The following is a 14,022-nucleotide window of genomic DNA, read 5'->3' on the forward strand; positions in this document are numbered from 1 at the left end:
CGTGATCAAGCTGACCGCCCGCAACGCGTTCGGGTTCAGGAACGCGACCAATCAACGACTTCGGACACGCTGCGTCACCACCCGCCGAGCCCGCGGGCACCTCCGCACCGCTCAACTATGAAGACCCGATTTGATGGACCACCAGAGCATGGACGTCACCAAGGGCTACTACCGGGTCGGCGAACAACGCCGCCGCAACGCGGTGGACAAGGTCGCCGCCATGCAGTTCGACCGCCACGGCAACCAGGCCTGGCGGCAGGCCAAGGCACTGCTGGACACCGAGCACACCCGCCGCGCGATCGGCGAGGTCGCCGTCCCCTTCGGCACCTGCAACGAGCCCAGCAACGTGCAGGCCGGCGGCGACCACTGCCCCATCCGCTTCCGCTGCGTGGGCTGTGACCACTTCCGCACCGACGTCTCCTACCTGCCCGAACTCCAGGCATACCTCGACGACCTGCTCCGCAACCGGGAACGGCTCGCTGCCATGACCGAGGCCGACGCCTGGGCCAAGGCCGAGGCCATGCCCTCGGACGAGGAGATCACTCGGGTGAGGCGGCTCATCCGCCGCGTCAAGGAAGACCTCGACGGCCTCAGCCCCGAGGAACGCGACCAGATCGACCAGGCCGTCACCGCCGTCCGCAAGAACCGTGCCGTCCACCTGGGCATGCCCCGCATCCGCCAGCCCCTGCCCGACATCCGACCGGAGCGTCCCGCATGAACACCGACAGCACCTCCCACCTGGCCGAAGGCCGACGCGCCGACTCAGCCCGCCGCCGCCAGCGCGTCCTCACCGCGCTCCACGACGCCCAGGCCACAGGCGAGGAGATCAGTGTCTCGGCCATCGCCCGCCGGGCCGGGGTGGACCGCACCTTCCTCTACCGCCACCGCGACCTGCTCGCCCAGCTCCACACCGCCGCAGCCCAGCCCGCTGCCGGGCCCGGCAGCGGACCGGCCGCCAGCCGGGCCTCCCTGCTGGCCGACCTCGCCAACAGCCAGCAACGCTCCGCCCGGCTGGATGCCCGGGTGAAGCAACTGGAGAAGAAGCTCTCCCAGCTCCTTGGCGAGCAAGCCTGGCGCGAGTCCGGGCTCGGAGCCCCGGACGACATCGAACGACTCAAGCTCCGTATCACAGCTCTGGAGCAACAAGCCGTTGATCTGCAGCTGCAGTTGGAGGAACGCACCGAGGAACTGCAGGCCGCGCGCGCCGCCAACCGCGACCTGATGACCCGGCTGAACCGCTGACCCGCCAGGCTCGTCCTGCCCGCGCGTCATGAACCACACGGGCAACCGGGTCCGGCAGCATGCCGCCGGACCCGGCCTCGACGTGAATGTCAGCGGCCCATGAGAGCGAAGACCCCCCAACCGAGGTACTCACGCTCGTACCTGGCATAGCGGGCTGGTTCTCGGGAGAGTTCGGCTCTCAACTCGGCGGCCAACTCGTCATCGGGATTCGAGTCGAGCCAGCGTCGGATGTTGAACCACTGCGCAGCCCGATACCGATCCCAGCTGTCCTGGTCGGCGAGCATCATTTCGACTACGTCGTAACCCAGTTCACCGAACTGCTCGATCAGCTCAGGCAGCAGTCGGAAGTCGTCTTTGCTGCTGGCGTGGCACGCTTCGACGGTGTGCTGGTCCGGGGGGTCCTGACGCCAGTACGGCTCGCCGATCAGCAGCATGCCATCGGGGCGGAGGCTGCGACGCAACAGCTCAATCGTGCCAGCGACTCCGTTGCCGATCCAGGTTGCGCCGATGCACGCGGCGAGGTCGACGGGTTCGTCCGCGACATGGCCAGACGCATCGCCGTGGATGAAGACCACCTGACCGGCAACACCGAGCTCGGATGCCCGGGCTTGGGCCCTGGCCGTGAACTCGGTGCTGATGTCCACTCCGGTGCCGACGATGCGGTGGGCGTGCGCCCAGGTGCACAGCATCTCGCCCGATCCGCTGGCGAGGTCGAGCGCGCGCGTCCCGGGGGCCAAGTGCAGCGCCTGCCCCAGGGCAGCCAGCTTCTCGCTGGTGAACGGGTTGTGAACGCGGTGGCTGCTCTCGCGGATGGTGAAGCTACGTGGAAGATCCACTGTTGGGAGTCCTTACGTCCGATGAGGTCATGACGTGCGCGGGGGACGGCCTGTTGGAGCTGGCCGTCGTTGCCTGGACCGTCATCAAATGCACCTCATCCGGACGTGCGGATCTTCGAACCTCGGCGAGGCTAGGACGCACGGAGCAGCAGTGTCCACCGGTTTTCGCCTGTGCTCCCCCTACCTTGTCGAACCCGAACGGACAACAGCACCCACGCCACAGCCTCGCAAGGGTGAACTCGGCCCCACCACCTTGCACCACACCTGTTGCAATCGATAGCTTCCACTCAGCAGCCTGTGAACTGCAGAAACGCAGTCTCCAGAACCTCCTCACGGCTCAGACCCCCAGAGAAGTCCGCGTCTCCGATGTAGTGCGGGTGGTTCACATACAGGCAGTCGGGAAGCGACGCGATCACGCCTCCGAGGCCGTACCGGGCCTGGGTGATGGCGAACTGTGCGTCTTGCTCGTCGAGGTGCGGGAAGGCGAAGCCGGTCGGGCGGCGGTAGTAGAGCGCGCGGACGTTGGCCAGGTCGGCGGTGCGGGAGGGGGTGTTGATGCTTCCCCGGATGCCGTCCTGGGTGATCTCTGCCTCCACCGACAGTGATGAGGGGAAGTCCCCCGAGTCGAACCGCACGACCGGGATGCCCCGGCCGTGCAGCTCGCTGATCACCACGTCGGCGGTGGGGTCGTGCAGGCTGGTGACGACCAACACCGGACGCGGATCACTCACTGGTCGCTGTCGCTCCCCGTGTCGCTGTCCTGGGTGGAGCCGTTGCCGTCGGGGCTGGTTCCCGTGGACGGGGAGGTGCCGGTACTGGTGCCGTGGCCGGGCATCTCCATCACCTGGCCGAAGCCGTCGAAGAACACGGCGGTCTGCGTGTTCGGGTTCAGCTCGGCCCGGGAGTAGCCGGGGGTCATCGTCGGGTACGGCGCCATGCGGCTGATGCCCCACGGCCTCGGGGTCGTGGTGCCCTGCGGGACCGCCGTGCTTGTGGGCAGACGGTCGGAGTGGACGAACATCGCATCTCTCCTGTGTGGCAGTTGCAGGGTGGGTGAGTGGGCCGGTCCCTCGCAGGGGGACGTAAAGGGACCGGCCCGGCCCGCGCGGCCCGTCTTGCCTGGTCTTGACCGCGCGGGAGTCATTGGGGGCGCGATCTGTCAGTCGACGTCGCTGATCTGCCGTGTCTGAACCATTTGGTCGATGAGGTCAGCCGTCGTCCACGCCATCCGCCGTATGAGTCCGAGGCCCTGCCGGTATCCGCCGGATGTCTCCTCGGCGCGCAGTGCTCGGCTGCGCTCGACAAGCGCGAGCGTCGCGGTGTCCGGCTCGTCGTGGGGGTCAGCCACGGCTATGCAGCCGAGTTGCGCGAGGGCGCCGCGCAGCCGCTCTCCGAGCTCGTCGACCTCGTCGACGGCCGGCGTGTGCTCACCCAGCACCGCGTTCAGGTCGTCGTAGATCGACGGCAGGTGTAAGGGGTCCCAGCCGCGCACCTTCGCGAGTACGACCCGCAGCTTCTCCGCAGGCAGCGGCGGTTCCCATCGGGGTACGTACCGATAAGTGGTGGAAGACATGGAGGGCTCCAGTAGGCGGGGAAAGCGCGCCACGGACGCGGTGTGCTTCGCGGACTCCGGGGCGTGCGAACTGGACGGAACGAGGCGGAACATCAGCCGCCTTTGATCCACTCGACTAACACGGCTATCCGGCTGCTATCGCGAAGGCGAGTGTGGCAGCGAGGGAGAGCACGACGGCGAGGCAGACCGCCTGCCCGGTGCAGGTGGCGAACATCGGGACCTCGCTGCTGTCGTGCCGGTTCAGGCTGGGGTCAGGCGACACGTGGCACCTCCAGTTCGGCCCAGACCCGTTTCCCCCACGGGAACCGGTCGACGCCCCAGTCGAGGCAGACGGAGTCGACGAGGGTGAGGCCGCGACCGTCGACGGCATCGGCGCCCACGGCCTTCAACGCGGGCATTTGACGGCTGCGGTCCGTCACGGCCACCCGCACCCGTCCGGCGGTGAGGAGGCGCACGGTCACCTGGATCGCCTCGGCGCAGGCGTGCACGGCCGCGTTGGCGGTCAGCTCGGTCACGACGAGTGCTACGTCCGCCGCCAGCCCGGCCAGCTCCCAGTCCGTGACGGCCTCGCGTACGAACTGGCGGGCCACCGGCACCGATGCCGTCTCGCGCGGCAGCATCCGGCAGCGGACCTCCGAGCCGTCCTCGGCGTACATGCGGCGGCACTTGACCGTGGGGCCGTATGCCACCGCTGACGGCCGGGCGGCCGGGGACACTCGCGTCCCGCTCTCGACGTCACTCACCGGTCGCCCTCTCGCCGCGGGAAGTCAGCTGGAAGCGGCCGACGGACAGCAGTTGTGTGACCGCATCCGGGCGCGTCAGGTCACCGAGGCTGTCCATCGGGACGCACCAGTAGGAGGGGCCCGCCTCCGGTGTCGTCGCCTGCACCGGCGGCACGCCCAGGAAGTGGCCACGGCCGATGAACTCGGCGTCTTCGCAGCGGGGCTGGTCCCACTCGGACCGGTACCGTGTGCTCGCCCCCACCAGGACGTAGTAGCGGTGGGTGAGCTGGTCGAGGAAGACGGGTCCGCCGTGCAGGGCGCGCGCCAGGTAGTTGTCGATGTCGGCGAGGCACGTCGTCTGCGTCACCGCATACACGAGCCGCGCGCTCAGGCGTACGGCCGAGAAGATGCCCCCGCACCGCAGCAGTGCGCGGCCGGACTCCTCCCACTCCGCACGAGCCCGGCCCGGGGTCTCGGCCGCCGACAGCAGCCAGTGTTCGACGGAGAGCGCGCGCTCGGCTCCCCGCGTCACGGCCGGCTCACGGCACGATGGATCCGGGGATGCGGCTTCCGTCAACCCTCGTGCTCTACGCCTCGGTTGGCTACGCTCATGCACGGCGACTCCCTTGCAGTCGTCATGCCCCGCGGCCGACCCACACCGGCCAAGGGGCACTTTCGCGTTCGCGTACAGGTTGGATTTCCGTCGAACCATGCGCGTCCCGGCGCCGGGTATACCCATGATGGGTACACACCTGGATTGGTCGTCCCTCAGACTCAGGCGAGCAGGAAGTGCCATGACCTATCAGCCGCCCACCGCCCTGCCCCGGGAACTCCTCGACGATGAGGAAGTCCAACGCGCCTTGGCTGAACATGACTTCGGGACTGTTTTCCGGGTGGCGCGCGACCGGGCGGGGATCAGCTACTCCCGGGTAGCCGCCGAATGCGACATCAAGCCGGAACGAGTCGGCACGCTCGCACGCGGCGTCGGACGGATCACGACCTTCGACAAGGTCGTGCAGATCGCGGACGCATTACGCGTCCCCGGCAGCATGGTGGGGCTGGCTCCCCGCCCTTGGGAGATGGACGGGCTTCCTGTGCACCCGTACGACTCAGAGATCGGACCCACCAGCGTGCGCCGCCGTACCATCCTCCAGGCCGCTACCCGCACAGGCCTGGCCGCCGCCCTGCCAGCCCTCCACCGGCCGCCCGAGCCCCGGCGGATCACCAACGGGTACGTCCAGCGGCTACGCGAGCGCACGGTCCGGTTGCGGCGCCTGGATGAATTTCTCGGCGGCGGTGACACCTACCGCGTGTATATCGGCGAGTACCAGGACACCAAGAGACTCCTGCGCACGGCCTCCTTCACCGGGGAGTCCCGCCAACGCCTTCAGTCCCTCCTCGCGGAGCAGGCCCAGCAGGCCGGATGGGCGGCATTCGACGGCGGCCGCCACGCCGAAGCGGCGAGTCTGTACGAGGAGAGCAAGACAGCGGCGCGCGAGGCCGGCGACGCAGACCTCCTCGGCAACGGCTTTGCGTTCCTTGCCTATCAGACCGCTGACCACCGCAAGGCCGTGGAGATCGCCGCGGCAAGCTGCGCGACCATCACCGCCGCCACACCCGCGGCAGTTCAAGCCCTCCTACATGAGCGGATGGCGTGGGCCTGTGCGGTCGCAGGCCAGGCGGACCGTACGGAGCGGGCCCTCGAGGCGGCGCGGGCCGCGCTTGACGAGCAGCCGGACGGCGAGCCGCAGCCGGACTGGGCGGTGTGGGTCGACTCGACGGAGCTGCACATCATGACTGGCCGCTGCTGGACGGAGTTGCGCCGGCCGCTCCGGGCCGTCCCGATTCTCACCAAGGCCCTGGATGCCTACAGCGACCACAACGCCCGCGACAAGGCCCTCTACCTGTCGTGGCTCGCGGACGCCTACCTCAGCGCCGGCGAGGTCGAGGAGGCCGCCACCGTGACGGGCCGTGCCCTCGACCTGGCAACCGGCATCGCATCGGTTCGCCCCCGGCAGCGCCTTACCCCCGTGCTGGACCAGCTCCGCCAGCACCAGGACGTGACCGCGGTCCGGGACGTGCTCCAGAAAGCCGATGTGGCGTAGGCCCGCTACGGCGTGACGCTGTTCGCGATCCACTCAAGGCAGCGCTGCGCGCCGTGCTCGATGGGCACGGCGATGACCTCCGGGTTGTCCCAGGGGTGGTTCTCCAGGAGGTACTTCTCCAGATCCGGGTAGCGGTCGCGCGTCGTCGTCAGCAGCAGCCGCCACTCCTCGCCCTCGCCGAACTCCCCCAGGTGCCAGAATACCGAGGAGACCGGGCCGATGATCTGGGAGCCTGCCGCAAGCCGACCGTGAACCGCGCCCTTCGCGAGCTTCACGGCCTGCTCACGGGCGGGTGTGGCCGTCGACACCTGCACATAGTCAGTCATGCCGCGACCCTAGTGGCCGGGCTCCGGGCGAGCGTAGAAGTCAGGCGTTGCAGCCCGTCTGCTTCACGTGTGGCCATCACTTTGCGGCTAGGACTTGTCCGGGCGATCAAGGTGCCGACGGTTGAGGAACAGCGGGACGGCGGACGGTGGCTTCAGCTTGAGGGCATGGCTGGCGCACGACCTCGTGTGCCAGGGTGGCGGGCATGGATTGGCAGTCTGAGAGCCCGGAACTCTGGGCGTTCCTGGAGTCACTGCACCGCGGCGACATCCTGTCTGGCACCGTCGCGGCGATCGAACGGTTTGGGGTCTTCGTGGCCCTGGACGACGGGCCTGGCCATCCCACCCTGCCCGGCGTCGAGTTCATCGTCATCCCCGAACTGTCCTGGCCGCACGTTGATGCCTCCACCGATGTTGTCCAGGTCGGGCAGCGTGTCTTGTGCTAGTTCCTCCAGTTCAACTCCTGTCACTCCGCTGCCCAGACCAAGAACCTGGTCGACACCGTTCCTTTCGCCATTGGCATGTCCGACTCCATCGGCGACGACGACGCCATCACCTACGCCGCCCGGTTCTACGCTGCGATCGCCGATGGCCAGTCCGTCCAGTCCGCGCACCTCCTCAGCCGGGTCAACATCGAAATGAACGGTCTGCCGCACCACGAGCTTCCGACCCTCACATGCGCCCCCGACGTCGACCCCACTGCCACACGCCTGGTGACATCCCCTCCGGCATAGAGAAGCCCGCGCTCGACAGCACCGCCCGCGCCACCGCGCCCGTCCCCCACACCGGAGTGGAGCTCGGACGCCTGGCAGCCGGGTGACCCGGTCGAGACGACGGCTCCGCCGCCCGGGAAGCTGAACACACGTGGGCTGCCGCTCACCGACTTCGCCAGGTTCCGAGGCTGATCCACCTCGGGATGACCGCGATCGACAGCCGCACCGGCGCTGACGTTCCCATGCCAGGGCAACGATGAGCTCGACCCTCCGCCCCACACCCGAAGGGAACCCTCCGCATGCTCCACCCTGCTGTCGCCCGCCTGCGCGAGCTGCTCTCGCCGCCAGTCTCCAGCGGCGACGCGGTGGACTGGGATGAGATCGAACGGACGACGGGACTGGTGCTGCCGGCCGACTACCGGGAGTTCGTGGAGTCGTACGGCGGCGGCGAGATCGACGAGTACCTGTCGGTCAGCACGCCCCCGGTCCCCGGCTCGGCGTACGGGGATCTTCTGGACCGAGTTGACCCCGCCCTCTCGGACCGCGACCGCGAAGAACTGGGCGCCCTCCTGCCCGGAGGCGCTCTGCCGCCCCTGCTGCCCTTCGCGGACACGGCCAGTAGCGATGTCGCCTTCTGGCTGCGCGAGGGCGCTCCCGATGACTGGCAGGTCGCTGTCTTCCGGAGGCAGACACCCCACGGGGTGAGCCGTTGGACCGTGTTCGACGGCGACATGGCGTCATTCTTCGTCGCGGCCCTGACCGGCGAAGCGGACCCGTTCAGTGAACGACTCTCAGCAGGGGAGCGCCATGGGTTCGAGAGCTGGCGCGGGGTGTAGAGCACCGGTCCGAGATCACCGACGCGACGAATCGTAAGACGACCACCGCCTTCGACGCACTGGGCAACACCGCAGCGTCCACCGACCACGGCACTGTTGGCGGGGAGTACGTGAAGTACGACGCCGTCCTTATGCCCGAGTCCGATCCTGCCGATAATCACCTTCTTGTTCTGTGCGCTGGAGGCCCACACCGGCCGGTGCCCAATATGGTGGATGGCTTGCGGGCAGCGGGCCGAGTCGCACATGCCGACCAGCGGCTTGTCTGCTCCTGGCAAGGGCTGGAAGAACCTCGCACGGTCACCGACAGCCGCACCGGCCTTCCGGAACCGACCAGCTTGCCACCGCAATGCCCGACCCGAGAGGCGGTGAGGTCTTGACCTGGTTCGATGAGCTGAGGAGTGTCCTGCCCTCCCACCTGGGGGCGGGCGACACGGTGGACTGGGGTGCCGTGGAAGCGAATCGGCACCCCCTTCCCCGGCGACTTCAAGAAGTTCATGGCCGAGTACGGCGCGGGCACGATCGACGGCCACCTGAGCGTGCTGCTCGCCGAACCCCGGGGTGGCTTCGACGGCGGTCCCGCGTACATGGGGATGGCCGAGGAGTTACGGAACGCGGAGGAGACGTGGCGAGCTCCCCAAGCCACGACTCGTCACCTGGGGCCTGGACTCCAGCGCGGACATGCTGTGCTGGTGGGCCGACGGCGAAGAGCCTGACAAGTGGCCCGTGGTGGTGTGGAGCCGGGGCGGCGGGCGCTGGTCCGAATGCCCGGGCGGAATGGCCGAGTTCCTCTGTCACGTCTTCCGCGCGGAGTTCGAAGTGCATCACCGCGTCCGTGATGATCCTCGCCGTCGCTGAGCGGGTGGGAGACCTCGGGGGTCCAGTCGAGGTGCCGTGTTCGTCGCCGCGGTGGCGGGCATCGGCGACGAACGTCAGGTGCGTCCGCATGGTTGTGAGGGTGTGCGGGGTCTTGAATGAGGCGGCCGTTGCTGAGGTGATCGGATACGGCGGACGACCTCGCAGTGCGGGTCAGTCCCGAGTGAGGTGGGTCCCTTCGGTGTGAGGTACCAGACCCGGGTGTGGTGGGACTGGGCAGCACGACGACGTCGGCCAGGCGCTTGCCGAGGAGGTTGTTCAGCCGCTCGGAGACTGACTGGCGGGAGCGGTCGGGGCGCAGCAGGACGTGCAGTTGGTTGGTGGAGGCTATGCGGTGCTGGGCGAGTGTGGCGGGGAGTTGATGGGCGAGAGCTTCGACGGGGCTGGGCGTGAAGCCTGCCGTCCTAGGGCTTTTCGGCTGGGCGGCGGTCATCCGAACTCCTTCTCCTTTTCGTTCGAGGGCTGAACGGTTGTGTCAGCAGGGGAGTGCTCGGCGAGGAAGGCGGTGACGCGGCCGAGTTGCCTGGTGGCGCGGTCGGTGAGTTGGGCCAGCGGGAGTGCTTGGGCGTTCGTCTGGGCGGCTCTCTCCAACGCACTGGCCTGTTGTGGGCGGGCCTGGGCGGCGAAGGTGTCGTCGAGGTGGGGTCCGCGCAGGTGGATGGGGCCGATGCGGCGGCCGTGGACGTTCATGGAGATGTAGTGCTCGAACCGTTCCATGGTGGCGACCCGGTCGGGGCTGGGGTTGTCGCCCCACTCGGCGGTGATGGGTGCGATTGCGGACTTGGAGCCGGCGGTGGTGGCCAGTGTGGACGCGTTCTGCACGAGGGACAGTCGCACCGGGGTGGGGAGTCGGGACAGCAGCTGGGTCATGCCGTGGATGTGGCACTTGTACTTGCGGAGATCCTCGAACATTGCGGCGATGGTCTCCGGGGCCGCCCCGGTGAGCGTGATCAGCTCGTCGAAGTACGGGCGGAACGGCACCCGCTGCTCTTCCGGGGTATCGCGCCTCGAGCGCGCAGCCCGCAGCAGATCGTGGGCGAGCAGTGCGGTCACCAGGCGATCGGTCGGCCCGTTACCGCCCGGGCACACCCACACGATCATCCGCGAGTCCATCGCCGCACGGATGTTGTAGATGCCTACCGGCTGGCCGAGGAACGCCCGGGTGATGGGGTTGGCGGCGAGCCGGGCGATGGGGTTGAGGACGACGGCGAAGGCGTCGGGCGGCAGGGTCGGGAACACCGACTTCCACCAGGCGCGGGTCTCCTCATCCAGCTGGTTCGCCACCGCGGTGAGCGCCGTCTTGCGGAAGGCGGTGTCGGTGAGCAGGGCCCGCACGTGGAAGATCGTGGCCTGGTCCTCGGGCCGGCCGGCCTGGCAGGCCGCCTCGTTGACGGCGACGAGGACGGTGAGCGCGGCGGTGAGGATGGTGAGCGCACGCGGGGCGGTCGCGTCGTCCCAGGCCAGTGCGGAGGCGTAGGCGTCGGCGATCGCCTCGACGACCTCATGCGCTGCCTGCCCGTGGTGCATCCCCAGCGGATTCCACGAACTCACCCGCGGGTTGGGCCCGAGCCCGTTGAGGTCGACCAGCGCGATCCGCGGCATCAGATGGTCGTGAGCCAGGAACGGCAGGGCGCGCGGCCAGGAGTCGCGGTGCGGGTCGACGAAGACCAGCCCGCCGCCGGCGTGTGCCCAGCCGATCGCCTGTGCCAGGGCCCGCTCGGTCTTGCCGCCGCCCGCCTTGCCGACCCCGACCTCGAACAGGGTCTCCTCGGCGTGGGTGGCGACCAGCCGCTCGCGGCCGTCCGGGCCACGGTAGATGCCCTGCAGCAGCAACTCGGGTTCGCCGAAGGCGAAGGTCGGCAGCTCACCGGCGAGTACGGGCAGACGGCAGTGCACGGTGGGGGGCTTGAGCAGGCCCGTCAGTTCCTCCAGCCTCACCCAGTTCGCGCGCGGGGGCTGGCAGTGACCCAGGCTCCAGCGGCGCTCGAAGCCGCGCCGGGTGGGCCAGTGGTCGGCGCCGATCCGCCACGGCCCGAGCCGCCAGCCGCGCATGGCCCACCGCGAGCGCCCGCCGAACACGTCGAAGGCGGCCTGGAGTTGGGCGAGCCTTGCTTGGGCGCGGCCTTCGGTGTTCGAGGCGCACATCACCAGCAGCTGGACGCGGACCAGGTGGTCGTCCTCGGCGAGCTTGCCCAGCGCCTCGGCCGGTTCTACCCGGCGGGGCACTGGCGGCATGACCAGCCGCCGCCCGGCACCGGATGCGGGCTTGTCGGTGAGCAGTTGTTGCAGCTGCCAGCCCAGGGAGTCCTCGATGCCGTGGGCGTCCTGCCGCAGCCAGCGCGTGGCTCGCTGGGCTTCGCGGCGTTCGGAGCGGCGTGCGGCGCCCATGAGCTGCATCCGCCGTGCTCGCAGTGCCCATTTCGGGGCGCGTTGGATGTCGAGCCGGATCTCGGCGAGGTCGCCGAGTTCGGCGCGCAGGTCGGCCACGGCGTCGACGAGCGGCTGAAGCGGGTCGGGGGTGAGGGGCACCTCGCGCAGCGGGGCAGTGGGTTTGCCGCGCAGGATGAACTCGGCGCGCACGGTGTGTTTCCTCGGCGGGTCGACGATTGGCCTGGCCCGGTTGACGGTGACGTCCGGGCCGAACGGTGTGATGGACAGGAGCCGTTCACCGCCCGCCGGGCCCTCGATGCGGTAGCGCAGCGGCGTGCTGCCGTCCGCGCGCAGCCGGATCTGTACGGCCTTTGCCCGGCGGGGTGCCCACCAGGGCATGGCCGTGGACGCGCGGGCGAGCTGGACACCACGGCGGAAGATCTGCTCGAGGCTTGGGTCGAAGTGCCGGGTGGCCACGAGCTCCAGGGCCATCCGCTCGGCTGAAGCCTTGGCCGCGAGCCGGCGTATGACCATCTCGCCCACGCCCCAGCACGCGGCGATGGCCGTGGCGAGCAGGTACCAGTGGTCGTAGAACCAGTCGGCGGCGTCCAGCAGGTTGGTGAGCAGGCCGAGTGCGTGACCGGCCGCCGTCTCATAGGCCCGTCCGGTCACGTGCGGGGCTGCGGAGCCCACGGGGAGCCCCCTTTCTTCGTTGAGATCGTGCGGGTGAAGTGCAGGTCGGTGATACGGCCGTCGGTGTATGTGCCGCCGCGGTCGGTGCCCGCCCACACCAGGTGCACCACGGCCCGATCGGAACTGCCGTCGCGGCGGGCGATGGCTGCCTGGACACGGAATCGGGCGGCAGCGAACGCCGGAGCGATCGCCTGATCCGCGTCGCCGAAGTACGCGGGCCATCTGGCGCGGCCGATTCCCGTGGCGTCCGCCCGGAGCAGCGCACGGGCGGCAGCGAGCAGCTGCCGCTCGTCTCGTGGGTCAAGGTCCGACAGCCAGGCGGTTTCCAGGGCCTGTTGGATGACCCGATCGCCGGCCACTCCCTCGCCGTGGGGAGGCAGCGGCGACGGGAGGGCCGACTGGGTGGTCGCCGCGGTGGTGGTGACTGCCCCGGGGATGCCGGCCTCGGCCGTAGGACGCGCATGAGGAGAAGGAGATGAAGAGCGGTCCGGCGGAGCGGCTTCGGACAGCGGGGGAGCGGATGCGCTGGGCTTGTCCGGCATGGCCAACAGGACCACCCCCACCACGGCCAGGAGCAGGGTGGCGGTCAGCAGCAGGCGCGGCGGGCGCGCCGAGGACGCTGTCATAGCAGCCGGGCACCTCCCGCGAAGCCCGACATGGCGCTAACCGCGTCCAGCCGGACCACGGTCCCCGGCCGGGCGGCATTGATCATCTGGCCACCCCCGACGTAGATGCCGACGTGATAGATCGTCGAGTCCCGGCCGGAGGCGTAGGCGTAGAAGACGAGGTCACCCGGCTTGAGCGCGTTGGTGCCGAGGCTGGCGGGGATGCGCTGGCCGACACCGGCTTGCGCGGCCGCGGTGCGCGGCAGCCGGACGCCGGCCTTGGCGTAGGCGTAGGTTGTCAGGCCCGAGCAGTCGAAGCCCTTGATGCGGGCGCCGCTCTTGCCGCTGCGGGTGCAGCAGATCCCGTACGACGGGCCGCTCGCGTTGCCGCCGCCCCACGAGTACGGCACACCGCGCTGGGAGAGCGCCGCCGCGATGACGGTGCGGACCTTCCCGGAGAGGTTCTTCAAGTCCGGGTCCTTGGCGGCCGCCGTGTATTGGTCGATCCAGCCCAGCACATTGGCGACGTACTCGTTCGAGTGGTTGTACTGCTGGATCGCGGCTTGGAGCTGGGCGCGCTTGGTCAGGTCCCGTCCGTTGCCGCACAGGTAGATGGCAACTCCGAGCGCGGCGTCGTCGGCGTTGTGCGGGTCGGCTATCTTGTCGCCGCCTGCGTCCTTGCCGATCAACTGCCACGTGGAGGGCAGGAACTGGAACGGGCCGACTGCGCGCTCCCCGTTTGCGGTGCTGTCCCAGCGGCCGTTGTCGGTGTCGGGGAAGGCGGTGGTGTTGCCGCCCTGGCCGGAGCCGTTGAGGAGCACTCCGTAGATCTTGGGGCGGATGTCGCCGTTGTCGGTGATGGTGCGGCCGATGGCGTGGTTGGACTCGACTTTGGCGATTCCGGCGAGGATTGGCCAGCGCATGCCCTGGCATTTCGGCATGTACGTGCCGACCTTTTGGACGGCCTTCTTGTACGCGGTCAGCATCCGGGGTGGGATGTCCGCTGCGCTGCCGCCCTCGGCGATCCCGCCGTCGTCCTGCGCGCCCGTCTTCAGCGCGACGTACGCGCTGATCGCATTGCCTACCGGTGCGGCACAGCACACCGCGGCGAACAGCAACAGCACCACCACA

General features: G+C 69.3%; 17 protein-coding genes and 1 pseudogene. 7 read left to right on the forward strand and 11 right to left on the reverse strand.

What is annotated here, in order from left to right; translation table 11 throughout:
* Nucleotides 1–133 precede the first annotated feature (133 nt).
* Nucleotides 134–718, forward strand: coding sequence for a hypothetical protein (locus IEZ19_RS39030; protein WP_229841312.1), 585 nt, complete (start codon nucleotides 134–136; stop codon nucleotides 716–718).
* Entirely contained in the window at nucleotides 715–1,242 is a 528-nt protein-coding gene (locus IEZ19_RS39035; protein WP_189316138.1) for a DUF6262 family protein, read from the forward strand. The genes IEZ19_RS39030 and IEZ19_RS39035 overlap by 4 nt, the downstream gene beginning before the upstream one ends.
* An 89-nt stretch (nucleotides 1,243–1,331) precedes the next feature.
* On the opposite strand, the gene IEZ19_RS39040 is transcribed toward IEZ19_RS39035, so the two are convergent.
* From IEZ19_RS39040 to IEZ19_RS39070, 7 genes and pseudogenes are all read right to left on the reverse strand, one after another.
* On the reverse strand, nucleotides 1,332–2,078 hold the full coding sequence (locus IEZ19_RS39040) for an SAM-dependent methyltransferase (RefSeq protein ID WP_189316139.1): 747 nt from the start codon (nucleotides 2,076–2,078) through the stop codon (nucleotides 1,332–1,334).
* Between the two features lie 350 nt (nucleotides 2,079–2,428).
* A pseudogene (locus IEZ19_RS39045) lies at nucleotides 2,429–2,809 on the reverse strand (MvdC/MvdD family ATP grasp protein); the annotation flags it as partial.
* The gene (gene tgmA, locus IEZ19_RS39050; RefSeq protein ID WP_189316140.1) at nucleotides 2,806–3,099 is read right to left on the reverse strand and encodes a putative ATP-grasp-modified RiPP; all 294 of its coding nucleotides are present in this window, start codon (nucleotides 3,097–3,099) and stop codon (nucleotides 2,806–2,808) included. The gene tgmA and the pseudogene IEZ19_RS39045, both read right to left, overlap by 4 nt.
* A gap of 138 nt (nucleotides 3,100–3,237) precedes the next feature.
* The gene (locus IEZ19_RS39055) at nucleotides 3,238–3,651 is read right to left on the reverse strand and encodes a DUF6415 family natural product biosynthesis protein (protein WP_189316141.1); all 414 of its coding nucleotides are present in this window, start codon (nucleotides 3,649–3,651) and stop codon (nucleotides 3,238–3,240) included.
* A 124-nt stretch (nucleotides 3,652–3,775) separates the two neighbouring features.
* A complete protein-coding gene (locus IEZ19_RS39060) occupies nucleotides 3,776–3,913 on the reverse strand; it encodes a hypothetical protein (RefSeq protein WP_189316142.1) in 138 nt (45 codons plus the stop codon).
* The gene (locus tag IEZ19_RS39065; protein WP_229841313.1) at nucleotides 3,903–4,394 is read right to left on the reverse strand and encodes an ATP-binding protein; all 492 of its coding nucleotides are present in this window, start codon (nucleotides 4,392–4,394) and stop codon (nucleotides 3,903–3,905) included. The genes IEZ19_RS39060 and IEZ19_RS39065 overlap by 11 nt, the downstream gene beginning before the upstream one ends.
* Nucleotides 4,387–4,905: a hypothetical protein gene (locus IEZ19_RS39070; protein WP_189316143.1), complete on the reverse strand. Its 519-nt coding sequence runs from the start codon at nucleotides 4,903–4,905 to the stop codon at nucleotides 4,387–4,389. Before IEZ19_RS39070 ends, IEZ19_RS39065 begins: the two co-directional genes overlap by 8 nt.
* Nucleotides 4,906–5,167: 262 nt before the next feature.
* Here IEZ19_RS39070 and IEZ19_RS39075 point away from each other — a divergent pair, with 262 nt between their 5' ends.
* Entirely contained in the window at nucleotides 5,168–6,478 is a 1,311-nt protein-coding gene (locus IEZ19_RS39075) for an NsdA family TPR-like regulatory protein (protein ID WP_189316144.1), read from the forward strand.
* A 5-nt stretch (nucleotides 6,479–6,483) separates the two neighbouring features.
* Here the strand turns inward: IEZ19_RS39075 and cutA are convergent, their stop codons facing one another.
* The gene (cutA, locus tag IEZ19_RS39080) at nucleotides 6,484–6,804 is read right to left on the reverse strand and encodes a divalent-cation tolerance protein CutA (protein ID WP_189316145.1); all 321 of its coding nucleotides are present in this window, start codon (nucleotides 6,802–6,804) and stop codon (nucleotides 6,484–6,486) included.
* A gap of 203 nt (nucleotides 6,805–7,007) precedes the next feature.
* Here cutA and IEZ19_RS39085 point away from each other — a divergent pair, with 203 nt between their 5' ends.
* From IEZ19_RS39085 to IEZ19_RS39100, 4 genes are all read left to right on the forward strand, one after another.
* Nucleotides 7,008–7,247, forward strand: a complete 240-nt coding sequence (locus IEZ19_RS39085; RefSeq protein WP_373297123.1) for a S1 RNA-binding domain-containing protein — start codon at nucleotides 7,008–7,010, stop codon at nucleotides 7,245–7,247.
* 75 nt (nucleotides 7,248–7,322) lie between these two features.
* A complete protein-coding gene (locus IEZ19_RS39090) occupies nucleotides 7,323–7,535 on the forward strand; it encodes a hypothetical protein (RefSeq protein WP_189316146.1) in 213 nt (70 codons plus the stop codon).
* Nucleotides 7,536–7,813: 278 nt separating this feature from the next.
* Nucleotides 7,814–8,350, forward strand: a complete 537-nt coding sequence (locus IEZ19_RS39095; protein WP_189316147.1) for an SMI1/KNR4 family protein — start codon at nucleotides 7,814–7,816, stop codon at nucleotides 8,348–8,350.
* 443 nt (nucleotides 8,351–8,793) lie between these two features.
* A complete protein-coding gene (locus IEZ19_RS39100) occupies nucleotides 8,794–9,063 on the forward strand; it encodes a hypothetical protein (RefSeq protein ID WP_189316148.1) in 270 nt (89 codons plus the stop codon).
* Between the two features lie 589 nt (nucleotides 9,064–9,652).
* Here IEZ19_RS39100 and IEZ19_RS39105 read toward each other — a convergent pair.
* The 3 genes from IEZ19_RS39105 to IEZ19_RS39115 are packed head-to-tail and all read right to left on the reverse strand — an operon-like array spanning nucleotide 9,653 to nucleotide 14,021.
* Nucleotides 9,653–12,286, reverse strand: coding sequence for an ATP/GTP-binding protein (locus IEZ19_RS39105; RefSeq protein WP_189316149.1), 2,634 nt, complete (start codon nucleotides 12,284–12,286; stop codon nucleotides 9,653–9,655).
* Nucleotides 12,262–12,912: a hypothetical protein gene (locus tag IEZ19_RS39110; RefSeq protein ID WP_189316150.1), complete on the reverse strand. Its 651-nt coding sequence runs from the start codon at nucleotides 12,910–12,912 to the stop codon at nucleotides 12,262–12,264. The genes IEZ19_RS39105 and IEZ19_RS39110 overlap by 25 nt, the downstream gene beginning before the upstream one ends.
* The gene (locus IEZ19_RS39115; protein WP_229841314.1) at nucleotides 12,909–14,021 is read right to left on the reverse strand and encodes a C40 family peptidase; all 1,113 of its coding nucleotides are present in this window, start codon (nucleotides 14,019–14,021) and stop codon (nucleotides 12,909–12,911) included. The genes IEZ19_RS39110 and IEZ19_RS39115 overlap by 4 nt, the downstream gene beginning before the upstream one ends.
* Nucleotide 14,022: the final 1 nt, after the last annotated feature.

This window comes from Streptomyces brasiliensis, assembly GCF_014647875.1.
Classification (GTDB): Bacteria; Actinomycetota; Actinomycetes; order Streptomycetales; family Streptomycetaceae; genus Streptomyces; species Streptomyces brasiliensis.

What these genes read in the sequence shown, in the direction of transcription:
- IEZ19_RS39095 (WP_189316147.1), top strand. Translation starts at nt 7,814, where the DNA reads ATGCTCCACCCTGCTGTCGCCCGCCTGCGCGAGCTGCTCTCGCCGCCA.
- tgmA (WP_189316140.1), bottom strand. Translation starts at nt 3,099, where the DNA reads ATGTTCGTCCACTCCGACCGTCTGCCCACAAGCACGGCGGTCCCGCAG.
- IEZ19_RS39090 (WP_189316146.1), top strand. Translation starts at nt 7,323, where the DNA reads ATGTCCGACTCCATCGGCGACGACGACGCCATCACCTACGCCGCCCGG.
- IEZ19_RS39035 (WP_189316138.1), top strand. Translation starts at nt 715, where the DNA reads ATGAACACCGACAGCACCTCCCACCTGGCCGAAGGCCGACGCGCCGAC.
- IEZ19_RS39055 (WP_189316141.1), bottom strand. Translation starts at nt 3,651, where the DNA reads ATGTCTTCCACCACTTATCGGTACGTACCCCGATGGGAACCGCCGCTG.
- IEZ19_RS39030 (WP_229841312.1), top strand. Translation starts at nt 134, where the DNA reads ATGGACCACCAGAGCATGGACGTCACCAAGGGCTACTACCGGGTCGGC.
- IEZ19_RS39085 (WP_373297123.1), top strand. Translation starts at nt 7,008, where the DNA reads ATGGATTGGCAGTCTGAGAGCCCGGAACTCTGGGCGTTCCTGGAGTCA.
- IEZ19_RS39110 (WP_189316150.1), bottom strand. Translation starts at nt 12,912, where the DNA reads ATGACAGCGTCCTCGGCGCGCCCGCCGCGCCTGCTGCTGACCGCCACC.
- IEZ19_RS39075 (WP_189316144.1), top strand. Translation starts at nt 5,168, where the DNA reads ATGACCTATCAGCCGCCCACCGCCCTGCCCCGGGAACTCCTCGACGAT.
- cutA (WP_189316145.1), bottom strand. Translation starts at nt 6,804, where the DNA reads ATGACTGACTATGTGCAGGTGTCGACGGCCACACCCGCCCGTGAGCAG.